We start from the raw sequence: 25,456 nt of genomic DNA, 5'->3' as shown, positions 1-25,456 counted from the left end.
CTGTCGTGGTGAACCGGAAGGGTTCGTTCGGATGTCGGGGTCAGGTCGCCGCACCGCTGGCGACGATCCACTTCACCAGCATGACCAGGCCCAGCACGAACAGCAGGGCGGCGATCACGCCAGCAATGATCACGTGCACCGGGTTGAGCCGGTTCACGTCGTTCTGGTAGTCGCGCCCGCGTCGGATGCCGAGGAAGGACCAGGCGACTGCCGCGGCGGTCTGGCGGAAGGACAGCTCGCGCTGCGCTGCCGCCTTCAGGTCCGCGCCGGGCGCGTGTGGGTCGTGTGGCTCGGGTGTTTGCATCGGCGAGTTCATGAGCCCGGCACCACGATCGGCGCGGCGGCCGCGCTGCTGCCATTGGCACCCTTCACCTTGGCCCCGACCTCGAAGAAGGTGTAGGACAGGGTGATGGTGGTGACGTCCTTGGGCAGCTTCGGGTCGATCACGAAGACCACCGGCCAGCTCTTGGCCTCACCGGGCGCGAGCGTGTACTCGTTGAAGCAGAAACACTCGAGCTTGTTGAAGTGCGGCGAGGCGTTGCGCGGTGCGTAGCTCGGGATGGCCTGGGCCGCCATGGTCCGGTTTTGCACGTTGCGGAACTCGTACATGACGGTGGTCACCTCGCCCGGGTGCACCTGCACCGAACGCTGCGCCGGCTTGAAGTCCCAGGGGCCACGCGCGTTGGCATCGAACTCGACCGTGATCGTGCGGCTGCGGTCGACCTGGGTGTTGCGCAGCGTCTCGGCGTCCTGGCTGCGGCCAGCCTGGCGGAGCTCCGAGACCGACAGCACGTTGATGCCCATCGCCTCGCAGATCGCCCGGTACATCGGCACCAGCGCATAGCCGAAGCCGAACATCAGGCCGGCGACCAGTGCCAGCTTGCCCAGCATGCGCACGTTGTCGCGGCGGACCGCGACACCGGCGCTGGGTCGTTGCTCTCGTGTCATCGCGTCACTTGCCCAACATCACGACCTTGGCGAAGAAGCCAAGGAAGAAGACCACCGCCACGCTTGCCAGGATCAGGCCAAGCTTGCGGTTCTGGCGGCGCTTGTCATCGGAAGGCAGGGACATGGCGGGGACTGCTGGGTTTCGATGGATCGCGGGATCGCTGTAGCGGATGCTCAGCCGATCACGCGGGTCGCGGTGGCGTCGAGCTTGGGCGGGTTCTCGAAGGTGTGGAACGGGGCCGGCGACGGCACTTCCCACTCCAGGCCTTCAGCGGCTTCCCACGGCTTTTGCGGGGCCTTCTCGCCCTGGCCGCGCATCATCGGGACGACGACGAACAGGAAGAAGTAGACCTGGCACAGACCAAAACCCAGACCGGCGATCGACGCGACCATGTTGAAGTCGGTGAACTGCAGCGGGTAGTCGGCGTAGCGGCGCGGCATGCCGGCCAGGCCGAGGAAGTGCATCGGGAAGAAGGTCAGGTTGAAGAAGAACATCGAGGCCCAGAAGTGGATCTTGCCGCGCGTCTCGGAATACATGACACCGGTCCACTTCGGACCCCAGTAGTAGACGCCCGCAAACATCGCGAACAGCGAGCCGGCCACCAGCACGTAGTGGAAGTGGGCCACCACGTAGTAGGTGTCGTGCAACTGCTGGTCGATCGGTGCCATCGACAGGATCAGGCCGGTGAAGCCGCCCATCGTGAACACGAAGATGAAGCCGACGGCCCACAGCATCGGGGTCTCGAAGGTCATCGAGCCCTTCCACATCGTGGCGACCCAGTTGAAGATCTTCACGCCGGTGGGCACCGAGATCAGCATCGTCGCGTACATGAAAAACAGCTGGCCGGTCAGCGGCATGCCGGTCGTGTACATGTGGTGGGCCCACACGATGAAAGACAGGATCGCGATCGAGGCGGTCGCATAGACCATCGAGGCGTAGCCGAAGAGCTTCTTGCGCGCGAAGGCCGGAACGATCTGGCTCACGATGCCGAAGGCCGGCAGGATCATGATGTAGACCTCGGGGTGACCGAAGAACCAGAACACGTGCTGGTACAGGATCGGGTCACCGCCGCCGGCGGGGTTGAAGAAGGTGGTGCCGAAGTGGCGATCGGTCAGCGTCATCGTGATGGCACCGGCCAGCACGGGCATGACGGCGATCAGCAGATAGGCCGTGATCAGCCAGGTCCACGCGAACATCGGCATCTTCATCAGCGTCATGCCAGGGGCGCGCATGTTGAGGATGGTGACGATGATGTTGATCGAACCCATGATCGACGAGGCGCCGAGGATGTGCATCGCGAAGATGCCGGCATCCATCGACGGGCCCATCTGCAGCGTCAGCGGCGCGTAGAGCGTCCAGCCAGCGGCGGGAGCGCCACCGGGCATGAAGAAGCTCGCCACCAGCATGATGGCCGCCGGGATCATCAGCCAGAAGCTGAAGTTGTTCATCCGGGCGAAGGCCATGTCGGAGGCGCCGATCTGCAGCGGCAGCATCCAGTTCGCGAAGCCGACGAAGGCCGGCATGATCGCGCCGAACACCATGATCAGCCCGTGCATCGTCGTGAACGAGTTGAACAGTTCGGGGTTCACGTACTGCAGGCCCGGCTGGAACAGCTCAAGGCGGATCAGCAGGGCCAGGATGCCGCCGATCATCAGCATGGCAAAGGCAAACAGCAGATACAGCGTGCCGATGTCCTTGTGGTTGGTCGCAAAGACCCAGCGACGCCAGCCATGCGGCGCATGGTGGTCGTGGTGGTCGTCATGACCGTGACCGTCGTGGGCGTGGCCGCCGGGGTGAAGAACTGCGCTCATGGTTCGTGTACCTCTCGGTTGAGCCTGTGTTACTTGCGTGCCGCGACGACGTCGGCCGGCTGCACGATTTGCCCAGTCTGGTTGGACCAGTTGTTCTTCGTGTAGGTGATGACGGCGGCGATCTCGGTGTCGGACAGCTGCTTCCAGGCAGGCATCGCACCATTGTTCTGGCCGTTCAGCAGCACGGCGATCTGCTTGGTCTTGTCGGCATCGAGCACGACCGGCGAGCCGTCCACCGGCTTGATCGGGCCGGCGCCCTTGCCGTTGGCCTGGTGGCAGGCCTGGCAGTTGGCGGCGTAGACCTTCTCGCCACGGGCGACCAGATCGGGCAGCGCCCAGACCTTGGCAGGATCATCGGCCTTGGCGGCAAGCTTCTTCTTCTCTTCGGCTGCCCATGCGCTGTAGTCCTCTTGCGAGAGCACCTTCACATGGATCGGCATGTAGGCGTGTTCCTTGCCGCACAGCTCGGCGCACTGGCCATAGAAGTCGCCAACCTTCTCGGCGCGGAACCAGGTGTCGCGCACGAAACCGGGGATCGCGTCTTGCTTGATGCCGAACTGCGGCACCATGAAGGCGTGGATCACGTCGTCAGCAGTGGTGATCACGCGGATTTTCTTGTTGACCGGCACCACCAGCGGGTTGTCCACCTTGAGCAGGTAGTTGTCGATGTTCTCGGGCTTGCCCGAATCCGACATGACGCGGTGGCTGGTGTCGAGCGTCGACAGGAAGCCGATGCCTTCGCCTTCGCCCTTCAGGTAGTCATAGCCCCACTTCCACTGATAGGCCGTGGCCTTGATCGTGAGGTCGGCGTTGGTCGTGTCCTTCTGGGCGACCACGGTCTTGGTGGCCATCGCGCCCATGCCGATCACGATCACGAAGGGCACGACGGTCCAGGCGATTTCCACGGCGATGCTCTCGTGGAAGTTGGCCGGCTTGTGGCCTTTGGATTTGCGATGCTTGATGATCGAATAGAACATCACGCCGAAGACCAGCACGAAGATCACCGCACAGATGATCATCATGATCCAGTGCAGCTGGTGCAGATCGGCGGACATCTTGCTCGCACCGATGGGCAGATCAAGCTGGTTGACGCCCGGTCCGCCCGGCAGGCTGTTGACAGCCCAGGTCGCTGGCGTCGCCAGCGCCGCACACGTGGCCAGGCCGACCCGGGCCAGGTGCCGTCGCAGAGCATTCATGGTCTTCATCGTCTTCACTTTCCGTTCATCACCCGGTGCCCGCCCGGACCTTGCCGGGTTCGACACGCTGCGCTTGAGAGTTGCCTGACCGCCCGCTCCGCCCCGGCGGCGGGACGATGCTCGGTCACTGTGCCCGAGGCCCGGTGACCACGTCATCCAGATCGGTCCGGATGTCGTGGCAGGACACTTGGTGCGACTGGGGCTCGCATCACCTTGCGTCGTGCCAGCTCTGACACGAAGCGGCCCACGACAGTGCGCGGGCCTTGGTGAGGATCAAGTCAAGGGCATGAAGCACTTGATCGGGATCATTGCGTCGCCTTGCAGCTCAACCCGTGAATTCTACGAGGGGCCAACGGGCTCGCAAAGAATGTTCACAAGTCGCGGAGGCCAGAGGTGTCATGCACCCTCGGGCGGGTTGCGTCGACGCGTCATTTCGCGCATCGCGTCCAGCGTGATGGAGGTCTGCGCGCTGACCTTTGCACGCGTGACGGCACGAAATGCATGCCCGTAGACGATTTCAAACGTGAGCGTCAGGCGTCCGTCAGGCCCTGCCAGCTGCTCTGCAAGGGTTTCCTGCAGGCGCTGGTTCCAGCGCGGCGTGCGCAGGCCGGCGTGGCGTTGTGGATGGGTGTTGCGGCCAAGGCTGCGCAGCTCGGCAAGCAGGGCGGGCGCGCCGGCCCAGCTCAGCTTCAGCGTCTCCATGTCCATGACCGGGTCGGCGAAGCCGGCGCGGACCAGCTCGTCGCCCAGGTCATGCATGTCGATGCAGGGACTGGCCGGCTCGCCCCAGCCGGCGGCGCGGTAGATCGGCCGCAGCTCACGCAGCGTGTCGGGGCCGAAGCTCGAGAACATCAAGTAGCCGTCGACCCGGATCGCCCGGTGCCACTGTGCCAGCAGTGCGGGCAGCGGATCGGCCCAGTGCAGCATCATGTTGGCCCACAGCAGGTCGACCGGCGGCGCGGCCGGCGTGTCGCTGCTGGCGACCTTGTCGAGCAGCTGGCGCCACCAGGCTTTGTCGGGCGTGGGCGCTGGGCGGATCGACGCGTTCGGGTCTCCCGCCTCGACCTGCCACCGGCGTGCCTGCGGGCAGGCGGCGACCAGGGCGTCGGTCCCCTCGGCGCGCTCGGGCCACCAGTCCAGCACCTCGGTCGGCGCTTGCCGGACCAGGCTCAGCCGATCGGCCATGCGGCGGGCGATCTCGCCGTGCAGCCAGGGCTGCGGTGCATCGGCCCGGCGCTGTTGCCGCAGGCGCGTCACGGCGGCCGGATCGAGCATCGTGCGGCCGTCCAGACCGGGTGTCGGGACCGGGTCGGAGGGGGCCGTCGTGGGGGGCTGGACCATGGTGGCGCGGCAGTATAGTGACCCGCCCATGTCACACCCGCCCTTGCCGACAGGCCCGATTCCATCGCGTGTTCCGGCCGTCCGGTCGACTGCGAAGGGGTGGTGGCGGGCAGGCTTGTCGGCCTGCTCCGGCGTTTGGCGCAGCCAGTGCCAGGTCTGCGACGCTTGGTCGTCCGACGTGATCTGCGCCGACTGCCAGGCCGCCTTCGCGGCGCCGCGCTGGCGGTGTGCACGCTGCGCGATCGGTCTGCCGGCGGGCCTTGCGCGGCATCTTCAGGAAGCCCGTGACGCCGGTCGGCCGGCCGAGCCGCTGTGTGCCGACTGCCGGCGTCAGCCGCCGGCCTTCGACGCCGCCTGGGCGGCGCTTGACTACGGCATGCCGTGGGATCGCCTGATTGCTGCGTTCAAGTTCCACGCGGCGGCCGAGCTGGCCCGGCCATTGGCCGGGCTGATGCTGCAGGCCTACCACCGGGCTGCGACGCCTGACCGGGACCCGCCGACCCTGCTTCTGCCGGTCCCGCTGACCGCCGAACGCTGGCGCGAGCGGGGCTACAACCAGGCCTGGGAACTGGCACGCCGGCTTGGCCCGGCGCTGGGACTGCCGGTGCGCGATGACCTGATCGAGCGCCTCGTTGGCGGTGCCCACCAGGCCGAACTGAGCGGCGAGGCGCGCCGCCGCCAGGTGCACGGCGCCTACGCCGTGCCCGCCTCGGCCCGGTCCGCGCTGGCCGGCGTGCATGTCGTGCTGGTCGACGACGTCATGACGACCGGCGCGACGCTGGCCGAATGCGCCCGCGTGCTCAAGCGTTCGGGCGTCCGTTGTGTCACGGTCTGGGCGCTGGCCCGCACGCCGGCCGACGGCGGCCGGATCGGCTCGGCATACTGCGCGCCGTCCTGAGCTTGACGTCCTGCCCGCCCATGTTCCACATCGTCTTGGTCCACCCCGAGATCCCGCCCAACACCGGCAACGTGATCCGGCTGGCGGCCAACACGGGGTGCACGCTGCACCTGATCGAGCCGCTCGGCTTCTCGATGGACGACAAGCTGCTCAAGCGTGCCGGGCTGGACTACCACGAGCACGCCCCGGTGCGTCGCCACGCCGACTGGGACGCCTTCCTGCGCGCCGAGTCGCCCGATCCGGCGGCGATGTACGCCTTCACGACGCGCGGCAGCCGGCCTTTCGGCGAACTGCGCTGGCCGGTCGGTGCATGGTTGGTGTTCGGCTGCGAGACCGCCGGCTTGCCCGAGGGCATCCGCGATCGCTTCGAGCCGTCGCAGCGCGTGCGCTTGCCGATGCGATCGGGCCAGCGCAGCCTCAACCTGAGCAATGCGGTGGCGGTGACGGTGTTCGAGGCCTGGCGCCAGCACGGCTACGCAGGCGCGGCCTGAACCGCGTCCTGCGCTGCGGGCCCGTCACTCATTGCGCGCCTCGCGCTGCATCAGCAGGCCGACCGCCGCGCGCGGCGACATCCGGCCTTGCAACACCGCGACAACGGCCGCCGTGATCGGCATGTCGACGCCACACTGCTGCGCCCGGTCAAGCACGGTGTGGGCGCTGTAGACGCCCTCGGCGACATGGCCCAGCGTGGCCAGGATCTCGGCCAGGGTCCGGTCTTGCGCCAGCAACAGGCCAACTCGGCGGTTGCGTGACAGGTCGCCCGTGGCGGTCAGCACCAGGTCGCCCAGGCCGGACAGGCCCATGAAGGTTTCGGCCCGCGCGCCCAGGGCCAGGCCCAGCCGGGTCATTTCGGCCAGGCCTCGTGTGATCAGCGCGGCACGCGCGTTCAGGCCCAGGTCCATGCCGTCGGCGATGCCGGTGGCGATCGCCAGCACGTTCTTGACAGCACCCCCGACCTCGACGCCGATGGGGTCGTCCGAGCCATAGACCCGCAGGCTGCCGCCGTGCAGGGCCGCGATGGCGGCGTCGCGCAGGGTCTCGTCGTGGCTGGCGGCGACCAGCGCGGTCGGTTGCTGGCGGGCGACCTCGAGCGCGAAGCTCGGACCCGACAGCACGCCGCAGCGCAGCCCGGGCGCGACCTCGCGGGCGATCTCGTGGCCGAGTCGGCCGGTGCCGGCCTCGAAGCCCTTGCTGAGCCACAAGGTCGGCAGATGGGCTGGGATGCCCGCCAGCATGCCGCGCAGGCCGGCCATCGGCGTGGCGACGATCACCAGACCGTCGGTGCCGTGGCGGCCGGCGTGGGCCAGTGCGGCATCCAGGTCCGCGCCGTAGGTCAGCGATGCGGGCAACGCGACGTCCGGCAGGTAGCGCGGGTTGACCCGCTCGCGGGCCATCGTCGCGACTTGATCGGCGTCACGGCCCCACAGCAGCGTGGGGTGGTGGCGGGCGGCCTGGGCGGCCAGCGCCGTGCCCCAGGCACCGGCGCCGAGCACGGTGATCTGCATGCTGCGTGACGTCTCGGGTGTTGGGAGAGAAGGCGGTGGCCGGGCGCCACCGCCGTCGCGGCATCAGGCGTTGCCGGCGACCTGGCCCTGCTGGGCCTCGTACATGGCCTGGAAGTTGACTTCGGCCAGGTGCACCGGCGGGAAGCCGGCGCGGCTGATGACGTCGGCCACGACGGCACGCAGGTAGGGATAGACGATGCCGGGGCAGGCGATGCCCAGGATGGGCTGCATCTGCTCGGGCTCGATGTTGCGGATCTCGAAGATGCCGGCTTCCTTGGCCTCGCACAGGAACAGCGTGCGCTCGCCCAGGGTGGTCGTCACGGTGGCGGTGACGGCGACCTCGAACATGCCTTCGGCGATCGGGGCGACCTCGACCTGCAGGTTGATGTCGACGTTGGGCTGGCCCTGTTCGACCAGGATCTGCGGCGAGTTGGGCTGTTCGAGCGACAGGTCCTTGAGGTAGACGCGCTGGATCTGGAAGACGGGCGCTTCGCCCGCTGCGGCTTGTTCGTCGGCCATGGTGTGTGTCTCGTTCGGGTGGGCGCGGAGGTCGCAAAAAAGCCCGCGCTCGCGCGGGCGGATCGGATTATGGCAGCGGGACCTCGGCGCAGCGGTGGGCGCCGCCCCGCGGGTGCGGCGGGCCGCAGCTCGGCGGTCCGTTCCCGCCCGTCCCTCGAATCGGGGGTCGATTCGGGTAGGAAAACTTCACACTTCTCGCCTATCGGGGTTCATGCCCGATTTGGGTATGGGGGCATTCGTGCGCTTGTTCACGGATCGTCCCGGCCAAATCCGCTTACTCGAACATTAACCCCTTGCAAACAACTCGGGAATATCGATCCCCAAATGGGTGCGCGCCAAGCGAAATTGGCCATCGATACCAGGTCTGTCAAGTGATGAGTGGTTGCTCGGCGGGCGTTCCGGGGTTTTCGGGGTCCGATTTAATGATCACGTCAGGTTCGCTGGCGACGGAATATCTGCGCGCATACACGCCCATTCTTTTGGAAGTCTTAAAGGGTGGGTATCGAGCCGCCCCAGCGGGCGCCTCCGACGACGTTGTCGACAGGGGGGTGCCAGTTGTCGGAAGTTTTCCTTAGTATCCGTTCACGCCTTCAAAACCAAAGCAAGAAGGCATCACGCCGCATCAGGAACAAGCCGCACCACGGGGCGGTCGGGCATGCCTTTGCCTGACGCCGGACCAAGGTGGGTATGTGCCGGATCCGGGGGATACACGGTCTATCAGCGTCTTCGGGCGCATTCAACCGCGACGAGCGGGGGGTCCAATGGCAAACATCAAGCAGGCGAAGAAGTCGGTCGCCCAAACCTTTGTTCTTTCCACCAGCGTGCGTGCCACGCTGATGGCGATGACCGCCATGGCAGCAGCACCGCTGTATGCCGGCGTCGGTTTCGGCGAAAGCCAGGACGTCAATGGCAACTACATGGCCGTGCGTTCGCACTTTGCACACAGCCCGCGTGGCGACCGCGAGTCGCAGACGCCGGAGTCGGTGGCCGAAGCCGCCACGCTGTTCAGCAACGGCAAGCTGACCGGCAACACCGCGCTCGACACCGGCCGCGCGCTGCGCAAGTTCATCGACCCGCTGCCCCTGCCGGGCATCGAGCAGACCATGGCCGACGGCGTCACCAAGCGCACGCTGCCGGTGGCCAAGCCGGCCAAGTGGGTCAACCCGCAGACCGGCCTGGCCGGCAGCGACGACTACTACGAGATCGCGGTGGTCGAGTTCAAGCAGAAGCTGCACTCGGACCTGAAGAACCCGACCACGCTGCGTGGCTACGTCCAGATCGACCATGAGGCCAGCAACGGCCGCACCGCGATCGCGGGCAGCAAGTCCTTCCCGCTGACCTATCCGGACGGCGGCGCCATCCTGATCCAGGCCACCGACGCCAAGGGCTTCCTGGTCTTCAACGCCGACGGCAGCCGCGCGATGGTGCCGGCCCTGGCCGTCGAGCAACCGCACATGTACGGCCCGGTGATCCAGGCCCGCAAGGGCACCCCGACGCGCGTCAAGTTCGTCAACCTGATGCCCGCCGGCCGCGCCGAGACCACCACCGGCCCCGATGGCAAGACCGTCGTGCTCAAGCGCAACGGCGACCTGTTCCTGCCGGTCGACAAGTCGATCGCGCACGCCGGTCTGGGCCCGGACGGCTTCACCGAGTTCACCCAGAACCGTACCAACATCCACCTGCACGGCGGCGACACGCCGTGGATCAGCGACGGCACCCCGCACCAGTGGATCACCCCGCTGGGCGAGTCCCTGCCGCGCCCGGCCGGCTCCACCGCCGCCACGCTGATCGAGCAGAACATCGACGCGCAGTACCTGCCGGCCTTCCTGCGTGGCGCCAGCGCCGCCAACGTGCCCGACATGCCCGATCCGGGCCCCGGCGCGATGACCTACTACTTCCCGAACGGCCAGTCCGGCCGGATGCTCTGGTACCACGACCACACGATCGGCATCACCCGCCTGAACGTGTATTCGGGCATGGCCTCGGTCTACATGCTCGGCGACGAGGTCGATGACGCCCTGGTCAGTGGCGGCACCGTGGGCACCACCACCCTCCAGAAGGTCCTGCCGCCGGCCGAGCGCACGCTGCCGCTGGTCTTCTCCGACCGCACCTTCGTGCCGGCCGACGTCGCCCTGCAGGACGCCAAGTGGAACGCCAGCGCCTGGGGTTCGGAGAGCGACTCGTGGTTCCCGCACGTCTATGAGACGGTGCAGGACCAGGCCCAGCTCAACGGCTTCAACGCCGTTGGCCGCTGGCACTGGGGCCCGTGGTTCTGGCCGGTCTTCCCCGCCATGTACGACCTGCCCACCGGCGAATACGGCGACGTGACCACGACGCCCGAAGCCTGGATGGACACCCCGCTGATCAACGGCGTGGCCTACCCGACGCTGGACGTCGACCCGACCACCTACCGCTTCAAGATCCTGAACGCCTCGAACGACCGCTTCATCACGGTCAACATGTTCGTGGCCGATGACGCCGCCGCAGCAACCTTCGAGGGTCGCAACACCGAGGTGAAGATGGTGCCGGCCGCCCAGGCCGCCAACGTCTGCCCCGCTGGCGAGACCCGCTCGGTCGCCGGTTGCTATCCGGAACTCTGGCCCACCGACAACCGTGCCGGCGGCGTGCCCGATCCGACCACGCAGGGCCCGACGATTTACCAGATCGCCAGCGAAGGCGGCCTGCTGCCGGCCGTCGCCAAGTACGACCCGGTGCCCATCAACTACAACATGGACAAGGGCCGCATCACGGTCCTGAACGTCGACACGACCGCGCTCTACCTCGGCAACGCCGAACGCGCCGACGTGGTGGTGGACTTCTCGCAGTACGCCGGCAAGACCCTGATCGTCTACAACGATTCGGGCGCTCCGGTGCCTGCCGGTGACCCGCGCAACGACTACTTCACCGACGTGGGCGACCAGTCGACCGAAGGCGGTGCGGAGAACACCAAGGTCGGTCACGGCCCGAACACCCGCACCATGATGATGATCAAGGTGCGCGCGGCCAACGACCCGGCCGTCACCAGCGTCGCTGGCGACATCACGCTGGACGCCGTCAAGGTGGCCGCTCTCGAAACCGAACTGCCCAAGGCCTACGCCCTGTCGCAGGAACGTCCAGTCGTTGGTCAGGCGGCCTACAACGTCGCCTTTGGCGAGCAGTGGGGCATCGCCGCCACCGCCGCTGCCGGCCCGGCCAACTACGCCGACATCTACACGGGCTCGCTCAAGCAGCCGGTCTTCAACTACGTGCCGGGCACCCCCAACCTGGGCGGCTTCAACAGCGTCAAGGTGGACGACATCGGCGCGGGCTACGTCACCGCTCCGGTCATCACCTTCACGGATGCCGATGCCGGTGCCGAGTCCGGTGCGATCGCCCAGTCGACGCTGAAGATCAGCGACATCCAGGTCACCGACGGTGGTTCGGGCTACACGATCGCCCCGCTGGTGTCGATCGTGGCCCAGGCCGGTGGCGGCTCCGGCGCCGTGGCCGATGCCCGTCTGTCGGTCGACCAGGTCACCATCACCAACGGCGGCGCGGGCTACACCAGCGCTCCCGTGGTGTCCTTCTCGACCCCGACGGCGGGTGGCGTGCGCGCCCTCGGCACCGCTGTGGTCTCGGGTGGCCGCGTCATCGGCGTGACCATCACCGAGCCGGGCCGTGGCTACGCCTCGGCCCCGACCGTCAGCTTCCAGGGTGGCGGTGCCACGACGACGGCGCGCGCCACGTCGACGGGCCACGTCTCCGAGGTCAAGCTGCTGGCACCGGACCCGAGCGGCCCGATCGTGCGTGACGCGGCCGGTGTCATCACCGACCTCGGCAGCGCTGGCGGCGGTGGCTACACCGACCTCAGCCAGGTGCTGATCAACTTCAACGGCGGCGTCGCACCCGCTGGCGGCACGGCGGCCACGGCCACCGCGACCGGCAGCCTGTTCGACATCACGATGGTCAACCATGGCACGGGCTACTCTGCAGGCACCGTCCCGGTCGTGGCCCCGCCGCCGGCCGGCGGCCGTCAGGCGACGGCCTCGGTCGACACCGCCAACAATGGCCTGGCCACCGGCAGCAACCTGGTCAAGACCAAGGCGATCCACGAGCTGTTCGAGCCGACCTTCGGCCGCATGAACGCCATCCTGGCCGTCGAGATCCCGTTCACCAGCGCGCTGACGCAGACCACCATCCCGCTGGCGATGATCGACCCGCCGACCGAGGAGTTCTCCGACGGCGAGACCCAGATCTGGAAGATCACGCACAACGGCGTGGACACCCACCCGGTCCACTTCCACCTGCTGAACGTGCAGCTGATCAACCGCGTGGGTTGGGACGGCTGGATCTCCCCGCCCACGCCGGCTGAAGTCGGCTGGAAGGAGACGATCAAGATGAACCCGCTGGAGGACGTGATCGTGGCCGTGCGGGCCAAGCGTCCGCCGCTGCCGGGCTTCGGCGTGCCCAACAGCATCCGTCCGATGGACCCGTCGCAGCCCCTGGGTTCGCCGTTCGGCTTCACGCAGATCGACCCCAACTCGGGCACCCCGAAGGCGATCGTCAACGAGACGTTCAACTTCGGCTGGGAATACGTCTGGCACTGCCACATCCTGGGCCACGAAGAGAACGACTTCATGCGTCCGATCGTGTTCCATGCCAACGAGGCGGTGCCGTTGGCGCCGACCACGCTGAGCGTGCGCAACGGCACGACCCCGCTGGGCAACAACGTCGCGGCCAATTCGCCGGTGACCGAGATCCGTTGGGCCGACCAGGCGCAGACCGAGTACCAGTACCTGGTTGAGCGTTCGGTCAACAACGGCGCCTGGGAGTCGATGGGCACTGCCCTGGCCAACGCCAGCAGCTTTGCGCTGCCGGCTGGCTCGGTCCTGCCGATGGGCACGGTGTGGAAGTTCCGCGTCACCGCCGTCGGTGCCAACGGTTCGGCGTCTTCGGAGGTCTCGATCGAGTCGCCGCCGGCCAACGCGCTGCCGGCTCCGACCAAGCTGGTGTCGCTGGGCGTCACGGGCATCCAGAACGCCCGTCCCCGCATCACCCTGAACTGGACCGACACGGCGATCGGCGAAAGCAACTTCGACGTCTACCGTCGTGACGTGGTGGCGGGCACACCGGCCATCTGGGTCGGTTCGCGCAACACCACCAACGCGGCGGGAACCGGCACGGTCGGTCGCTTCATCGACGGCACCGACAACACGGCGGCCTTCTGGCCGGTGTTCGGCAAGACCTACGAGTACACGGTGCGTGCGCGCTCCGGTGGTCTGAACAACCCGACCGCGACCTCCGCGCAGAGCGCTGCTCTGACGGTGACGGTGGGCAGCACGGGTGCTGGCAACGCGTTTGGCACGATCACGCCCACCCTGGGCACGGTCAACGCCATCCGCATGGCCACCACTGGCACCAACCGCAACCGTGACACGGTGATCCTGGACTGGACCGAAGAGGCGACCAACAGCAACACGGTCTACGCGGTGCAGTACCGGATGTGCGCGGTCGCCAACACCTCCGCCCTGACTTGCCGTTACCCGACCACCGATGCCCGCTACTGGGGTCCTTGGACCACGGCCGCCCTGGGTGCGGCAGGTGGTGCGGCCAACAGCACCGGCGCGTCGTTCACGATCGCCAACCAGTCGGTGCACACGGTCCAGCCGGGCCAGACCGCCGCCGGCCGTCCGGCGCAGTTCCAGATCCGCGCGCAGAACAGCATCGGCAACGGTGGCTGGTCGACGCCGGCGACGGACATCGTGCTGCCCTGATCGGCACGGGCGCGCATGCCACGTCGAACCGGTCCGTGTGACCGGTTCGACGGCCGGAATGCGCAATCGGTGACACGGGTGGCGGGCCCGTCAGCTTCGGCTGGACGTGGCTCGCCACACTGACCGCCACCCCAACTTCCCCTTCTGACTTCCATGAGCCAACTTCAACTTCAAGCCCGGGCGCCGCGTCTGACGCGCACGTTGCGCACGCTGGCCACCGTCGGCCTGCTGGGTGCCAGCCTTGGCTGGAGTGTCCAGGCCCAAGCCCAGACCCAGACCCCGATTCAGGCCGCCGCTCCGCAGGCCGCCGCCTCCGATGTCTCCACCGGCATGCGCTCGACGGCCAACCCGGCCAACCCGGCGCTGACCCGCGAGGACATCAGCTACGCCACCGGCGTCTCGACGGTGCGCAACTTCCAGAAGAACAAGGTCGAGCTCGACGTCGATGCCGTGATGCGCGGCATGCGCGACGCGCTGGCCGGCGGCAAGGCCGTCAAGATGAGCGACCGCGAGATCCGCGCCGCCATGAACGCGCTGCAGGTCGAACTGCGGCGCCAGGAAAAGATCGGCCGCAAGGAAGCGACCGAGTCCAACCTCAAGCGTGGCGCCGCCTACCAGACCGAGTTCCGCGCCCGTCCCGGCGTGCAGGCGCTGGCCAACGGGGTGCTGTACCGCGAGGTCAAGGCCGGCCACGGCGCCAAGCCGTCCGACATGGACAACGTCGTCGTCAAGTACCGCGGCACGCTGGTCGACGGCACCGAGTTCGACGCCACCGAGAACGACCGCCCGGTCACCATCCGCCTGGTCAACGGCATCACCGGCTGGCGCGAGGCGCTCAAGCAGATGCCGGTGGGCGCGCGCTGGGAAGTCGTGATCCCGCACAACCTGGCCTATGGCGACCGCGGCGTGCCTGGCAGCATCGGCCCGAACGAGACGCTCGTCTTCGACATCGAGCTGCTGGACGCCAAGCGCTGAGGAGCCGGTGATGTCGCGCGTGATCCTGTCCCTGTCGCGCCGCCTGCTGGCGGCCTGCGCGGCGCTGTGGATGCTGGCCGGCGTCGTGCCGGCGGCCGTGGCGGCCGAAGACACCGACTGGGTCGCGCTCGGTCGTCGCGTCTACCGTGAAGGCATCGGCGCCAACGGCGCGCCGCTGTCGGCGATCAAGGCCGGTGGCGTGACGGCGTCCGGCGCGGCCGTGGCCTGCATCCAGTGCCACCGCACCAGCGGGCTGGGCGGCGTGGAGGGCATCAACGTCATCCCGCCGATCACCGGCCGCTATCTTTTCGAGCGCGACGGCCATGCCGTCGTGCAGCAGAACATCCGCGGCGTGAAGGCGTTCAACCAGCGCCACGAGGCCTACGACGCCCGCAGCGTGGCACGCGCCATCCGCGCCGGCCAGCATGTCAGCGGCCGGACGATGGAAGCGCTGATGCCGCGCTACGCCATCGACGACGATTCGATGCGCGCGCTGCTGGCCTACCTCAAGCCGCTGTCGGCCGGCCCGGCACCCGGCGTGACCGACAAGCGCGTGCGCCTGGCCACCGTCATCACGCCCGGCGTCGACGCCGCCCGGCGCCAGGTCTTCAAGGACACCGTCAACGCCGCCGTGCGGCAGAAGAACGGCAGCGTCACGCAAGGCGGGCGCTCCATGGCCAGCGCCGCCAGCATGCTGCTGCGCACCGAGCGTCACTGGGACCATGCGTTCTGGGAACTGCAGGGCGAGCCGTCGACCTGGCCGGCCCAGCTGGCCGAGCGCCAGGCCGCCGCGCCGGTCTTCGCGCTGGTCTCGGGACTGGGCGATGGCGACTGGTCGCCGGTCCACCGCTACTGCGAACAGCAGGCCCTGCCGTGCTGGTTCCCGAGCGTGCCGGCGCCGCCGCCCGAGTCCGAGGCGGACCACTACTCGATCTACTACTCCCGCGGCCTCTGGCTCGAAGCCGATGTGCTGCTGCAGCACTGGCAGGCCCTGGCCGCCGACTCCCGCCCGAGCCGTGTCCTGCAGGTGCTCGCACCCGACAGCGCCGCCGCTGCCAGCCTGGTCGCCGCCATGGTCGACGACGAGCTGATCGGGCGCGGCGTGGCCGTCGAGCGCCTGACGCTCGATCCGGCCGATCCGGCCAGCGAGGCCGCGCTGGCGCAATGGCTGGTGCAGGCCGGTCCGCGCGATGCCGTCGCGCTGTGGCTGCGTCCGGCCGCGCTGCAGCGCCTGGGCCAGCGACTGCCGGCCGTTGCGAGCCCGGCTCGTCTGCACACCTCCGGCACGCTGCTGTCGGGCCAGACGCCGGCCTTGCCCGCCGCCTGGCTGGCGCGCAGCCTGTCGCCTTATCCCTACCAGCTGCCGGCGCAGCGCGACGCCAGCCTGAGCGTGTTCCACCAGTGGCTGCAGATCGCCCGCCTGCCGCAGGTCGACGAGGTGCTGCAGTCGGAGGTCTATTTCGCCTTCACCGCCTTCAGCGACACCTTGCTGGAGATGCTCGACAACGTCCAGCGCGACTACCTGATCGACCGGGCCGAGGCCATGCTGACCCAGCGCGAGAAGGCCAAGGCCGAGGACGAGGCCCGCGAGGCGGCCGTCGTCTACGTCAACCGGGGCCCGCGCGCGACGCCGCAGCGCCCGGTCATCCAGCGCCAGATCGCCACCCGTCCCTTGCCCGGCAAGCTGCTGCGCGCCGATGCGCCCAAGGTCGACACCGTGGCCGCCATCGAGCAGGCCGAAGGCACCACCGTCTATCCCCGCCTGAGCCTCGCGCCCGGCCAGCGTCACGCCTCCAAGGGTGCCTACCTGGTGCGCCACGCCGACCCCAGCCACATCGAGGCCGACGGCGGCTGGATCGTGCCCTGAGCCGTCCGTCAGACCGCCCGCCCGCCCGCGAACACCTTCCAGATCCTTCGAACCGGAGTCCCCCATGCACCCAGACCTCAACACCGCCACGCAGCCCCGTCGCCGCGCCCTGCTGGGCCTGGCCTTGGGCGGACTGGCCGCCGCCGCGCTGCCACGTCTGGCCCGCGCCGCCGCGCCGGTGGTCGATGACAACTGCCACGGCGTGGCCGTCCAGATCGCGCCGGGCGTCAAGCGCACCACCGCGCCCTACCCGATGCCCGCTGTCACGCTGACCCGCGACGACGGCCAGCGCCAGACGCTGGCCCAGGCCCTCGACGACGGCCGGCCGGTGGTGCTGAACTTCATCTACACCTCGTGCAACACCATCTGCCCGGTGACCAGCCAGGTCTTCATGCAGACCCGCGAGCAACTGGGCGCGCAGCGCGACGGCATCAACATGGTGTCGGTCTCGATCGACCCCGAGCAGGACACGCCACGCCGCCTGAAGGCCTATGCCAAGCGCTTCGCGAGCTTCGGCACCTGGTCGCACTACACCGGCAGCGCGGCCGAATCGCTGGCGGTCCAGCGCGCCTTCGCCGCGTGGCGCGGCGACAAGATGAACCACCTGCCGCTGACGCTGATCCGCGTCGCAGCCGGCCAGCCATGGATCCGCCTGGACGGCTATGTCTCGCCCGACCTGCTGGTCGCCGAGCTGCGCAAGTCCGCTGCGGCGGTCTGACGCGCCTGGCGCGTGTCACCGCCTCTCCCTGATCGACCCACGTCGAAACCGGCGCTTCCGGCGCCTTCCTGCCAGAGCAACTCAGAAAGCCACTTCATCATGACCACGACCTTCCGTCACCTCGTCGCCATCGGCCTGCTGGCCGTCGCCAGCGTTTCCACCGGCCTGGCGCAAGCCGCCGACGCCGCCACCGCGCCGGCCGCCGCCGCCTCTGGCGCGACCAAGCCGCACGTCACCGCCCGCGCCATGCAGGAACGCAGTGCCAAGTTCTCGGCCTGCCGCAAGACGGCGCTGGACAGCGGTCTGCAGGGCGAAGCGCTCAAGCAGGCCCTGGTGACCTGCATGCAGTGACCGGTCGATCCGGTCAGTTCGTCGCGCCGCCTTCGGGCGGCGCACTGCCTCGGGGCCGGCGACCCGGCTCGGGCCGCGGCATCTGCGCGGGCAGGCCCGGCATGTCGCCCACCATCGGTGCGACGGTGGCCGGGTCAGGCAGGCGTCCGACCGCGCCGATGCCGGCCTTGCCGGTGGTGTCCACCACGATGGCCCGGCCGTCTGTCGTGTCGATGGTCTGACCCAAGGGGCGCGTGCGCAGCCGGGCGTCCTCGCCGCTGTCGATCGCCATGGCGGACGCGCGCGGCGCCCCGGCGGACTTGACGCGCCGCGGCGTCACCGCCATCAGCAGCTCGGTCTGGCCGCGGTCACTGCCGTGGCTGCCGAACAGGCGCCCGGCGACCGGCATCTGCGACAGGCCCGGCAGGCCGGCGATCGTCTCGCGGTCCTGCTGGTCGATCAGCCCGCCGAACCACTGCGTCTGGCCATCGCGCAGCCGCATGGAGGTCTGCGCCTGGCGCGTGGCCAGCTGGTAGGCCTGGCCCGATGCGGTGGTCAGGGTGCTGCGGATGCGGCTGATCTCCAGCGCCAGCTTCAGGCCGATGTCGCCGTCGCCGAACAGCTGCGGCTCGACCTCCAGCTTCAGGCCCACATCGAGGTATTGCACCGAGCCGGTGATCAGCAGGTTGCCGCCACCGCCGGTGTTGGCGTTGGCATTGGCGTTGGCATTGCCCGCTGCGCCGCCGGCATTGCCCGCCGCGCCACCGGCATCACCCGTTGCGCCGCCTGCTGCGACCTCGCCGCTGCCGCCCTGCTGCGTGACCTGGTTGGTGATCACCGGCACCTTGTCGCCGACCAGCAGCGTGGCCTTTTCCTTGTGTCGGGCCCGCACGCTGGGTTGCGCCACCACCTCGCCGGGCAGTTCCTGCAGCTTGAGGTTGGCGGTCCAGACCAGCGGCGTGAAACGCCAGCCGTCGCTGCGGCTGGCACGCAGGTCGCCCAGCGTGGCCAGACCCTCGGGCGGCGCCAGCACCAGCTGGCTGGGCCAGGCGATGCCGAGCTGGCTGAGCTGCTGGCGGCTGACCTCGATCAGCTGCACATCGACAACCACGTCATCGATCGGCCGGTCGTGCGCGGCGATCAGCCGTTCGGCCAGCGCCAGCGCCTCGGGCGTGTCGCGCAGCACCAGGGCGTTGCCCTTGTCCAGCGTGACGCTGGCGGAGGTCCGCAGCATCGTCTTGAGCGTGCTGGCCATCGCGGCGGCGTCGACATGGTCGAGCGACCAGCGGCGCGTCTGCAACTCGGCGTGCAGGCGGCGGCGGGCGGGGGTGTCGGGATAGACCAGCAGCGTGCGGCCGTCCAGCGCCCGCAGGGCCAGCTGCTGCGAGGTCAGCAGCACATCCAGCGCATCGGCGAACGAGCTGCCTTCGATGAACAGGGTTGCCCGCACATCGAGCTTCAGTTCGGGATCGGGCAGGAAGCGCACTCCGGCCGCTTGCGCCAGCGCCTCCAGCGCGGTGCGCAGCGGCACATCGCGCAGCCGCAGCGTGATCGGCCGTGCCGCGACCTCGGGCGCCAGCGTCGCCGCGCCGGGCGGGGTCTGCCAGAGCGTCTCGCCGTCCTGCACCGGCACGGCCGAGCCTGGCATGCCCTGCGCGTGAGCCGTCACCAGCGCCCCGGCGGGTCCGAGCAGGAGCAGCAGCGCAAGGCCGATCGATCGGTGGGGCAGGGGGCTGCGGGCGGGAGACTTCAAGGGCGACGGTCCGGTCGGCGGTGGCAAACCAGTATTGTCCGGCGCCGACCTGGGCAGCGGGCCGTCCGCCACGTTCACACGGGCGACGTCGCGGCGCAGGAAATCACGGCGCAGGACCTCACGCGCCAACCGGCTGCAGGCTGGCCACCGGCTCCGGCGCCAGCAGCGTGCCATCGCGCAGGCCGCGCCAGGTTGCCAGCAGCAGGCCCAGCACCAGCAGCGACGTGGCCGCCAGCAGCACCGGCCCTACCACCGCCAGCAGCCCACCCGGGCGCGCCAGCGTCAGCGTCAGGGCCGTGAAGGCGGCCAGCGGGAAGGACAGACCCCAGTGCGGCAGGCCGAAGGGCTGGGCCAGCATGCGCTGCGCCTGCGTCAGCACCCAGACCAGCGTGAACAGGCCGATGCCCCAGCAGGCCCAGCCCAGGGCGATCGGCGCACCGGCCTGCAGCAGCACCAGGCCGATCACTGCCGGCGGGGCGAGCAGGATCAGGTTGGACGGCATCAGCCGGTCCGGCCACGGCCCCTGCGTCGCCACCCGGGCCAGCATCAGCGTCAGCAGCACCGGCCAGAACAGCACGCCCAGGCCGAACTGCGCCATCGCCCAGTCGCCATGCCCCAAGCCCAGGCCGGCCAGCGGCGGGATCACGTTGCCGACCACCGGGATCAGCAGCGCGGGCGTGAAGATCGGCCAGACCAGCCCGCCGGGCTGGTTGCCGCGCCACCAGCGGGCGAGCGTCCACAGCGTCGCCAGCCACAGGCCGATGCTGCCGGCCCACCAGGCCAGGTCGACGACGGCGCGCAGCAGCGGCATGTCCTCGCGCGTGGGCTTGAGCAGCGACCACGCCAGCGTCGCCAGCAAGAGCAGGGCGGCCGGCATCGCGGCCATGAAGACATGCCGCACCGGATGGGCCCGGTCTGCCGCCCAGGCTTGCGGATGACGCCGCAGCCGCACGATGCTGGCGACCGCCAGAACCCCGAAGATCGCCAAGGCCAACACGCCGATCAGCCCGGCGATCGGCCCGGTCAGTTCGCCCATCAGCGCTTCGGCGCGCAGCCAGGCCAGACCGAGGCCACACAGCCCCATGACGATCGAGAACCAGGCGGGCGCGAGGTGTTGCAGGGCATTCGGGCGCGTGTTCATCGTGGCGTGAGGGCAGTCGTCAGCGGGTGAAATTCATAATATCAGTCGTTGCGAATATGAAGGGTCGACGGCGCTCGAACCCGCGCACGGGTCTGTCGATGTGCGCGCCGCGCTGACCGTGCTGGCGCGCCAGGTGCATCAGCAACTGACAGGCTGACACCGACCTGTCGTCCGTGACGGCACATGGGCCTTCGTCGGCTGTCCGCGTCACCCTGGTGTTTTCACCAAGATGTTCGGCGAATGACGGACCATAATATCTGTACGTGCTTATATGTAGATGTGGCGAAGTGGACCCACCCTCCGCGCCCCATCCGCCGACACCCGAACAGGAGTCCGCTTGTCCTCCCCAACTTCCGGAACCGGCCGCCTTCAGAAGGCGCCCGAGAACTTCCTGGACCGCCAAGGCGTGCGCCAGGTCTTTGAAGAGGCCCGCCATGGCCGACGCGACTTCATCCGCCAGGCGTTTGCCGGTGCGGCTGGGGCGGCGGCAGCGGTCGCGGCGCCTGCCGCGCTGGCCCAGTCCAACCCCTTGCCCGTCGAAGGCGGCGACCCGCACATCCTGAACCTGCCGGCGCACAGCACCGGGCTGGGCCAGGCGGTGGCCACCGACGGCTATGGCAAGCCGTCGAAGTACGAGTCGAACGTTCAGCGGCGCCAGAGCCCGGGCCTGACGCAGACCGCGCAGGCTTCGGTGTCGTTCGCGCCCTTGCAGTCGCTGTTCGGCATCGTCACGCCCAGCGGCCTGCACTTTGAGCGTCATCACCAGGGCTGGTGGGACGTCGACCCGAGCCAGCACCGGCTGATGGTCAACGGCAGCGACCCGTCGCTGGTGAAGTCGCCCAAGGTCTTCACGATGGACGAGATCATGCGTCTGCCGTCCGTCTCGCGCTTCCACTTCATCGAGTGCGGCGCCAACAGCGGCATGGAGTGGGGCAACGTCGCCGTGCCGACGGTGCAGTACAGCCACGGCATGCTCAGCTGCAGCGAGTTCACCGGCGTGCCGCTGAAGGTCCTGCTGGACCTGTGCGGCGTCGACACCAAGCGCGGACGCTTCGTGCTGGCCGAAGGTGCCGACGGCTCGTCGATGACCCGCACCATCCCGATGGAGATGGTCGAGTCCGGCGAGGTGTTCGTCGCCTACGGCCAGAACGGCGAGATGCTGCGGCCGGAGAACGGCTACCCGCTGCGCCTGGTCGTGCCGGGCGTGCAGGGCGTCAGCTGGGTCAAGTACCTGCGCCGCATCGAGGTCGGTGACCAGCCCTATGCCAGCAAGGACGAGGCGATCCACTACATCGACCTGATGCCCGGTGGTCTGCACCGCCAGTACAGCAGCATCCAGGAATGCAAGAGCGTGGTCACCACGCCGTCCGGCGGCCAGGTGCTGCTCGACAAGGGCTACTACAACGTCACCGGGCTGGCCTGGTCCGGTCGCGGCAAGGTGGTCAAGGTGGACGTCTCGGTCGACGGCGGCCGCAACTGGCGTCCGGCCCGGCTTGAAGGGCCGGTGCAGAGCAAGTGCCTGACGCGCTTCAACATCGACTGGTCCTGGGATGGCCGGCCGGCGGTGATCCAGAGCCGTGCGACCGACGAGACCGGCTATGTCCAGCCCAGCTACAAGCAGCTGCGGGCGGTGCGTGGCACCCGCTCGATCTATCACAACAACTCGATCCAGTCGTGGCTGGTGCAGGAAAGCGGCGAGGTGAAGAATGTCCAGCTCTCGTGAGCGCCTGATGCGCAAGGCATGGCGTGCGGCCCTCGGGCTCGGACTGGTGTTCGGTGCAGCGGCCAGCCTGGCGGCCGAGCCCGGCTATGCCGGCATCGGTCGACCCGCCACGGCCAAGGAAATCGCCGCCTGGGACATCGATGTGCGCCCGGACTTCAAGGGCCTGCCCAAGGGCTCCGGTTCGGTGGCGCAAGGGCAGGACATCTGGGAGGCCAAATGTGCCGGCTGCCACGGGGTGTTCGGTGAGGCCAACGAGGTCTTCAGCCCGCTGGTTGGTGGCACGACCGCCGAGGACGTCAAGACCGGCCGCGTGGCCCGCCTGAACGATCCGGCCTTCCCGGGTCGCACGACCCTGATGAAGGTCGCCACGGTCTCGACGCTGTGGGACTACATCAACCGCGCGATGCCGTGGAACGCGCCCAAGTCGCTCAAGCCCGATGAGGTCTACGCGGTCACGGCCTTCTTGCTCAACCTGGGTGGTGTCTTGCCCGACAACTTCGTGATGTCGGATGCCAACATCGCCGAGGTGCAGGCGCGCATGCCCAATCGCAACGGCATGACGCTGGACCATGCCTTGTGGCCGGGCAAGGCCTTGCCTGGTCAGGCCAAGGTGTCGACCCGCAAGCCCGATGTGCTGGCGCGAGCCTGCATGAGCAACTGCGAGCCCGAGCCCAACATCGCGTCCTTCCTGCCGGACTTCGCCCGCAACGCACACGGCAACCTGGCCGAGCAGAACCGCATCGTCGGTGCGCAGCACGGTGTGGACACCACCCGCCCGGCCGGCGCGATCGGCACGGCCGTGTCGGCTGTGGCGGCGCCTGCCAAGGCGGCCGCGCCGTCGGCCTCGGCCGCCGTGCTGGCGCTGGCACAGAAGCACACCTGCACGGCCTGCCATGCGGTCGATGGCAAACTGGTCGGCCCGTCGTTCAAGGAGATCGCCGCCAAGCATGGAACGCGTGCCGATGCGGTGGCCTACCTGACCGGCAAGATCCGCTCCGGCGGAGCGGGTGTGTGGGGTGCGATCCCGATGCCCGCGCAGACCCTGCCTGAGGCCGAGGCCCAGCAGATCGCCGCCTGGCTCGCCGCCGGCGCCAAGAAGTGAACGCATGAACCCCCGATCGCCACGGCGATCGAGGGTTCCCCGGGTCGGCCCTCAGCCAGTGCGGTGCCTTCCCTCGCAGAATCCAGCACGGCAAGTTCATGTTCCTTGAAGGAGTTTCCACGATGCAAACCCGTCGCGAGATGCTGGGCCGCAGTGCCGCCGTCGCCGCCATGCTCGGCAGCCTGGGGCTGTTGCCGCAAGCCGCCCAGGCCGCCTATGCCACCGCCGCATTCGATGCCAAGAACATGGCCGACCTGATGAAGGCGCTGGGCGCCGGCACGCCGGCCGAGAGCAAGGACGTCACGCTGCAGGCCCCCGACATCGCCGAAAACGGCGCGGTCGTGCCGCTGGGCTGCTCGACCGCGCTGCCGGGCGTCAAGCGCCTGCTGCTGCTGGTCGAGAAGAACCCGTCGATGCTGTGCGCGATGTTCGACATCACCGATGCCATCGATGCCAACGTCAACACCCGCGTGAAGATGGGCCAGTCGTCCAACGTCTTCGCGGTTGCCCTGATGGGCGACGGCAAGGTGCTGTACGCGGTCAAGGAAGTGAAGGTCACGCTGGGCGGCTGCGGCGGCTGAGCGCCACCGACCGACCCGACCTCACCCCACGACACCCGAACATCACCGCAACACAGGAGTATCCAAATGGCAGATCCGATGCGCATCCGCGCCCAAGCCGCTGGCGACAAGGCCACCGTCCGAGTCCTGATGAGCCACGAGATGGAAACCGGTCAGCGCAAGGACGCGTCCGGCAAGCTCATCCCCGCCTGGTTCATCCAGGAGGTCAGCGCCGCCCTCAACGGCAAGGTCGTCATGACCGCGCAGTGGGGCCCGGCCGTGGCCAAGAACCCCTTCCTGCAGTTCAGCATCAAGGGCGCAAAGGCCGGCGACAAGGTCGCCGTGAGCTGGGTCGACAACAAGGGCGACAAGCGCACCGACGAAGTGTCGGTGTCCTGACACGCGACGCCTGCATGGGTGCCGACTGGCGGGCCGCGGCGCCCGTCAGATCCATCTCGACATCGAGGAGACACAACGATGAATCAGCTGATCCGCCGCAGCGCGACTGTTTGGGGCTTGCTCGCCCTGGCTGTCACCGCGATCACCACGCCTGCCCTGGCCCAGAAGTCGGCCGCAGACGGCATCGCCGAGTACCGCAAGATGCTCGAGGACGGCAACCCCGCCGAGCTCTTCGAGGCCAAGGGCGAAGACCTCTGGAAGCAGAAGCGCGGCCCGAAGAACGTCTCGCTCGAAGCGTGTGACCTCGGCAAGGGTCCGGGCGTCGTCAAGGGCGCGTTTGTCGAACTGCCGCGCTTCTTCGCCGATACCGGTCGCGTGCAGGACCTGGAGACCCGGCTGGTCACCTGCATGGCCATGCTGCAAGGCTTCAACGCCGACGAGATCAACAAGACCGCCTTCGGTCGCGGCGAAATGGCCAACGTGACCGCGCTGGCCACCTGGATCGCGGCCGAGTCGCGCGAACAGCGGTTCAACCTGCCGGCCAGCCATCCGGAAGAAAAGCGCATGTACGAGCTGGGCAAGCGCGCCTTCTTCTTCCGCGGTGGTTCGCACGACTTCTCGTGCGCCAGCTGCCATGGCGTCGATGGTCAGCGCATCCGCATGCAGGACCTGCCCAACCTGACCAAGAACCCGGGTGACGGCATCGGCTTCGCGGCCTGGCCGGCCTACCGCGTCAGCAATGGCCAGATGTGGAGCATGCAGCTGCGCCTGAACGACTGCTTCCGCCAGCAGCGCTTCCCGTACCCGGGCTTCGGCTCGGACGTGACCGTCGCGCTGTCGTCCTACATGGGCATCAACGCCAAGGGCGCGGTCTCGATCGCCCCGTCGATCAAGCGCTGAACGCAGGAGCACGCGA

General features: G+C 68.6%; 22 protein-coding genes. 12 read left to right on the top strand and 10 right to left on the bottom strand.

The window, feature by feature from the left end:
- Window positions 1–40: 40 nt before the first annotated feature.
- From EV685_RS09805 to EV685_RS09785, 6 genes are all read right to left on the bottom strand, one after another.
- On the bottom strand, window positions 41–304 hold the full coding sequence (locus tag EV685_RS09805; RefSeq protein WP_130481846.1) for a DUF2970 domain-containing protein: 264 nt from the start codon (window positions 302–304) through the stop codon (window positions 41–43).
- Window positions 305–312: 8 nt separating this feature from the next.
- Window positions 313–948: a cytochrome c oxidase assembly protein gene (locus EV685_RS09800; protein WP_130481845.1), complete on the bottom strand. Its 636-nt coding sequence runs from the start codon at window positions 946–948 to the stop codon at window positions 313–315.
- A 4-nt stretch (window positions 949–952) separates the two neighbouring features.
- On the bottom strand, window positions 953–1,072 hold the full coding sequence (locus tag EV685_RS20975; RefSeq protein ID WP_242615524.1) for a cytochrome oxidase small assembly protein: 120 nt from the start codon (window positions 1,070–1,072) through the stop codon (window positions 953–955).
- 50 nt (window positions 1,073–1,122) lie between these two features.
- Complete coding sequence (gene ctaD, locus EV685_RS09795; RefSeq protein WP_130481844.1) at window positions 1,123–2,760, bottom strand: cytochrome c oxidase subunit I; 1,638 nt, start codon at window positions 2,758–2,760, stop codon at window positions 1,123–1,125.
- Between the two features lie 29 nt (window positions 2,761–2,789).
- Window positions 2,790–3,965, bottom strand: a complete 1,176-nt coding sequence (gene coxB / locus EV685_RS09790) for a cytochrome c oxidase subunit II (protein WP_130481843.1) — start codon at window positions 3,963–3,965, stop codon at window positions 2,790–2,792.
- Window positions 3,966–4,352: 387 nt separating this feature from the next.
- Entirely contained in the window at window positions 4,353–5,297 is a 945-nt protein-coding gene (locus tag EV685_RS09785) for a biotin synthase (protein WP_242615523.1), read from the bottom strand.
- Window positions 5,298–5,412: 115 nt separating this feature from the next.
- Here EV685_RS09785 and EV685_RS09780 point away from each other — a divergent pair, with 115 nt between their 5' ends.
- Window positions 5,413–6,195 carry a ComF family protein gene (locus tag EV685_RS09780; RefSeq protein WP_242615522.1) on the top strand — a complete coding sequence of 261 codons (783 nt, stop codon included), beginning with the start codon at window positions 5,413–5,415 and terminating at the stop codon, window positions 6,193–6,195.
- Window positions 6,196–6,215: 20 nt separating this feature from the next.
- Complete coding sequence (locus tag EV685_RS09775) at window positions 6,216–6,686, top strand: tRNA (cytidine(34)-2'-O)-methyltransferase (protein ID WP_130481841.1); 471 nt, start codon at window positions 6,216–6,218, stop codon at window positions 6,684–6,686.
- A gap of 24 nt (window positions 6,687–6,710) precedes the next feature.
- Here EV685_RS09775 and EV685_RS09770 read toward each other — a convergent pair whose 3' ends face one another.
- A complete protein-coding gene (locus tag EV685_RS09770) occupies window positions 6,711–7,700 on the bottom strand; it encodes an NAD(P)H-dependent glycerol-3-phosphate dehydrogenase (protein ID WP_130481840.1) in 990 nt (329 codons plus the stop codon).
- Between the two features lie 63 nt (window positions 7,701–7,763).
- Complete coding sequence (secB, locus tag EV685_RS09765; protein WP_130481839.1) at window positions 7,764–8,219, bottom strand: protein-export chaperone SecB; 456 nt, start codon at window positions 8,217–8,219, stop codon at window positions 7,764–7,766.
- 761 nt (window positions 8,220–8,980) lie between these two features.
- Here secB and EV685_RS09760 point away from each other — a divergent pair.
- From EV685_RS09760 to EV685_RS09740, 5 genes are all read left to right on the top strand, one after another.
- The gene (locus tag EV685_RS09760) at window positions 8,981–13,972 is read left to right on the top strand and encodes a cupredoxin domain-containing protein (protein ID WP_130481838.1); all 4,992 of its coding nucleotides are present in this window, start codon (window positions 8,981–8,983) and stop codon (window positions 13,970–13,972) included.
- A gap of 153 nt (window positions 13,973–14,125) precedes the next feature.
- A complete protein-coding gene (locus EV685_RS09755) occupies window positions 14,126–14,947 on the top strand; it encodes an FKBP-type peptidyl-prolyl cis-trans isomerase (protein ID WP_130481837.1) in 822 nt (273 codons plus the stop codon).
- 10 nt (window positions 14,948–14,957) lie between these two features.
- On the top strand, window positions 14,958–16,814 hold the full coding sequence (locus tag EV685_RS09750; protein WP_130481836.1) for a c-type cytochrome: 1,857 nt from the start codon (window positions 14,958–14,960) through the stop codon (window positions 16,812–16,814).
- Between the two features lie 64 nt (window positions 16,815–16,878).
- The gene (locus EV685_RS09745; protein ID WP_130481835.1) at window positions 16,879–17,532 is read left to right on the top strand and encodes an SCO family protein; all 654 of its coding nucleotides are present in this window, start codon (window positions 16,879–16,881) and stop codon (window positions 17,530–17,532) included.
- 99 nt (window positions 17,533–17,631) lie between these two features.
- Window positions 17,632–17,883 (top strand): hypothetical protein, encoded by a 252-nt coding sequence (locus EV685_RS09740; RefSeq protein ID WP_130481834.1) that lies wholly within the window; start codon window positions 17,632–17,634, stop codon window positions 17,881–17,883.
- A 13-nt stretch (window positions 17,884–17,896) separates the two neighbouring features.
- On the opposite strand, the gene EV685_RS09735 is transcribed toward EV685_RS09740, so the two are convergent.
- Complete coding sequence (locus EV685_RS09735) at window positions 17,897–19,615, bottom strand: type II secretion system protein GspD (RefSeq protein ID WP_165396764.1); 1,719 nt, start codon at window positions 19,613–19,615, stop codon at window positions 17,897–17,899.
- 118 nt (window positions 19,616–19,733) lie between these two features.
- The gene (locus EV685_RS09730; protein WP_130481832.1) at window positions 19,734–20,756 is read right to left on the bottom strand and encodes an SLAC1 anion channel family protein; all 1,023 of its coding nucleotides are present in this window, start codon (window positions 20,754–20,756) and stop codon (window positions 19,734–19,736) included.
- 337 nt (window positions 20,757–21,093) lie between these two features.
- Here EV685_RS09730 and soxC point away from each other — a divergent pair, with 337 nt between their 5' ends.
- The 5 genes from soxC to soxA all read left to right on the top strand — a co-directional run bounded on the left by soxC (window position 21,094) and on the right by soxA (window position 25,440).
- Complete coding sequence (soxC, locus tag EV685_RS09725; RefSeq protein ID WP_242615521.1) at window positions 21,094–22,479, top strand: sulfite dehydrogenase; 1,386 nt, start codon at window positions 21,094–21,096, stop codon at window positions 22,477–22,479.
- Window positions 22,463–23,581 (top strand): c-type cytochrome, encoded by a 1,119-nt coding sequence (locus EV685_RS09720; protein ID WP_130481830.1) that lies wholly within the window; start codon window positions 22,463–22,465, stop codon window positions 23,579–23,581. Before soxC ends, EV685_RS09720 begins: the two co-directional genes overlap by 17 nt.
- Window positions 23,582–23,703: 122 nt before the next feature.
- The gene (soxY, locus tag EV685_RS09715) at window positions 23,704–24,162 is read left to right on the top strand and encodes a thiosulfate oxidation carrier protein SoxY (protein WP_130481829.1); all 459 of its coding nucleotides are present in this window, start codon (window positions 23,704–23,706) and stop codon (window positions 24,160–24,162) included.
- Between the two features lie 66 nt (window positions 24,163–24,228).
- Window positions 24,229–24,540 carry a thiosulfate oxidation carrier complex protein SoxZ gene (gene soxZ / locus EV685_RS09710; protein ID WP_130481828.1) on the top strand — a complete coding sequence of 104 codons (312 nt, stop codon included), beginning with the start codon at window positions 24,229–24,231 and terminating at the stop codon, window positions 24,538–24,540.
- 78 nt (window positions 24,541–24,618) lie between these two features.
- Window positions 24,619–25,440 carry a sulfur oxidation c-type cytochrome SoxA gene (gene soxA / locus EV685_RS09705; protein WP_130481827.1) on the top strand — a complete coding sequence of 274 codons (822 nt, stop codon included), beginning with the start codon at window positions 24,619–24,621 and terminating at the stop codon, window positions 25,438–25,440.
- Window positions 25,441–25,456: the final 16 nt, after the last annotated feature.

Source organism: Sphaerotilus mobilis, assembly GCF_004216565.1.
GTDB classification, from domain to species: Bacteria; Pseudomonadota; Gammaproteobacteria; order Burkholderiales; family Burkholderiaceae_C; genus Sphaerotilus; species Sphaerotilus mobilis.
The sequence above is the reverse complement of the archived record's forward strand: the minus strand, read 5'-3'. Positions and strand labels throughout refer to the sequence as shown.

Coding starts and splice junctions, on each gene's coding strand:
- EV685_RS09805 (WP_130481846.1), bottom strand. CDS start 304: ATGCAAACACCCGAGCCACACGACCCACACGCGCCCGGCGCGGACCTG.
- EV685_RS09800 (WP_130481845.1), bottom strand. CDS start 948: ATGACACGAGAGCAACGACCCAGCGCCGGTGTCGCGGTCCGCCGCGAC.
- EV685_RS20975 (WP_242615524.1), bottom strand. CDS start 1,072: ATGTCCCTGCCTTCCGATGACAAGCGCCGCCAGAACCGCAAGCTTGGC.
- ctaD (WP_130481844.1), bottom strand. CDS start 2,760: ATGAGCGCAGTTCTTCACCCCGGCGGCCACGCCCACGACGGTCACGGT.
- coxB (WP_130481843.1), bottom strand. CDS start 3,965: ATGAAGACCATGAATGCTCTGCGACGGCACCTGGCCCGGGTCGGCCTG.
- EV685_RS09785 (WP_242615523.1), bottom strand. CDS start 5,297: ATGGTCCAGCCCCCCACGACGGCCCCCTCCGACCCGGTCCCGACACCC.
- EV685_RS09775 (WP_130481841.1), top strand. CDS start 6,216: ATGTTCCACATCGTCTTGGTCCACCCCGAGATCCCGCCCAACACCGGC.
- EV685_RS09770 (WP_130481840.1), bottom strand. CDS start 7,700: ATGCAGATCACCGTGCTCGGCGCCGGTGCCTGGGGCACGGCGCTGGCC.
- secB (WP_130481839.1), bottom strand. CDS start 8,219: ATGGCCGACGAACAAGCCGCAGCGGGCGAAGCGCCCGTCTTCCAGATC.
- EV685_RS09760 (WP_130481838.1), top strand. CDS start 8,981: ATGGCAAACATCAAGCAGGCGAAGAAGTCGGTCGCCCAAACCTTTGTT.
- EV685_RS09755 (WP_130481837.1), top strand. CDS start 14,126: ATGAGCCAACTTCAACTTCAAGCCCGGGCGCCGCGTCTGACGCGCACG.
- EV685_RS09750 (WP_130481836.1), top strand. CDS start 14,958: ATGTCGCGCGTGATCCTGTCCCTGTCGCGCCGCCTGCTGGCGGCCTGC.
- EV685_RS09745 (WP_130481835.1), top strand. CDS start 16,879: ATGCACCCAGACCTCAACACCGCCACGCAGCCCCGTCGCCGCGCCCTG.
- EV685_RS09740 (WP_130481834.1), top strand. CDS start 17,632: ATGACCACGACCTTCCGTCACCTCGTCGCCATCGGCCTGCTGGCCGTC.
- EV685_RS09730 (WP_130481832.1), bottom strand. CDS start 20,756: ATGAACACGCGCCCGAATGCCCTGCAACACCTCGCGCCCGCCTGGTTC.
- EV685_RS09720 (WP_130481830.1), top strand. CDS start 22,463: ATGTCCAGCTCTCGTGAGCGCCTGATGCGCAAGGCATGGCGTGCGGCC.
- soxY (WP_130481829.1), top strand. CDS start 23,704: ATGCAAACCCGTCGCGAGATGCTGGGCCGCAGTGCCGCCGTCGCCGCC.
- soxZ (WP_130481828.1), top strand. CDS start 24,229: ATGGCAGATCCGATGCGCATCCGCGCCCAAGCCGCTGGCGACAAGGCC.
- soxA (WP_130481827.1), top strand. CDS start 24,619: ATGAATCAGCTGATCCGCCGCAGCGCGACTGTTTGGGGCTTGCTCGCC.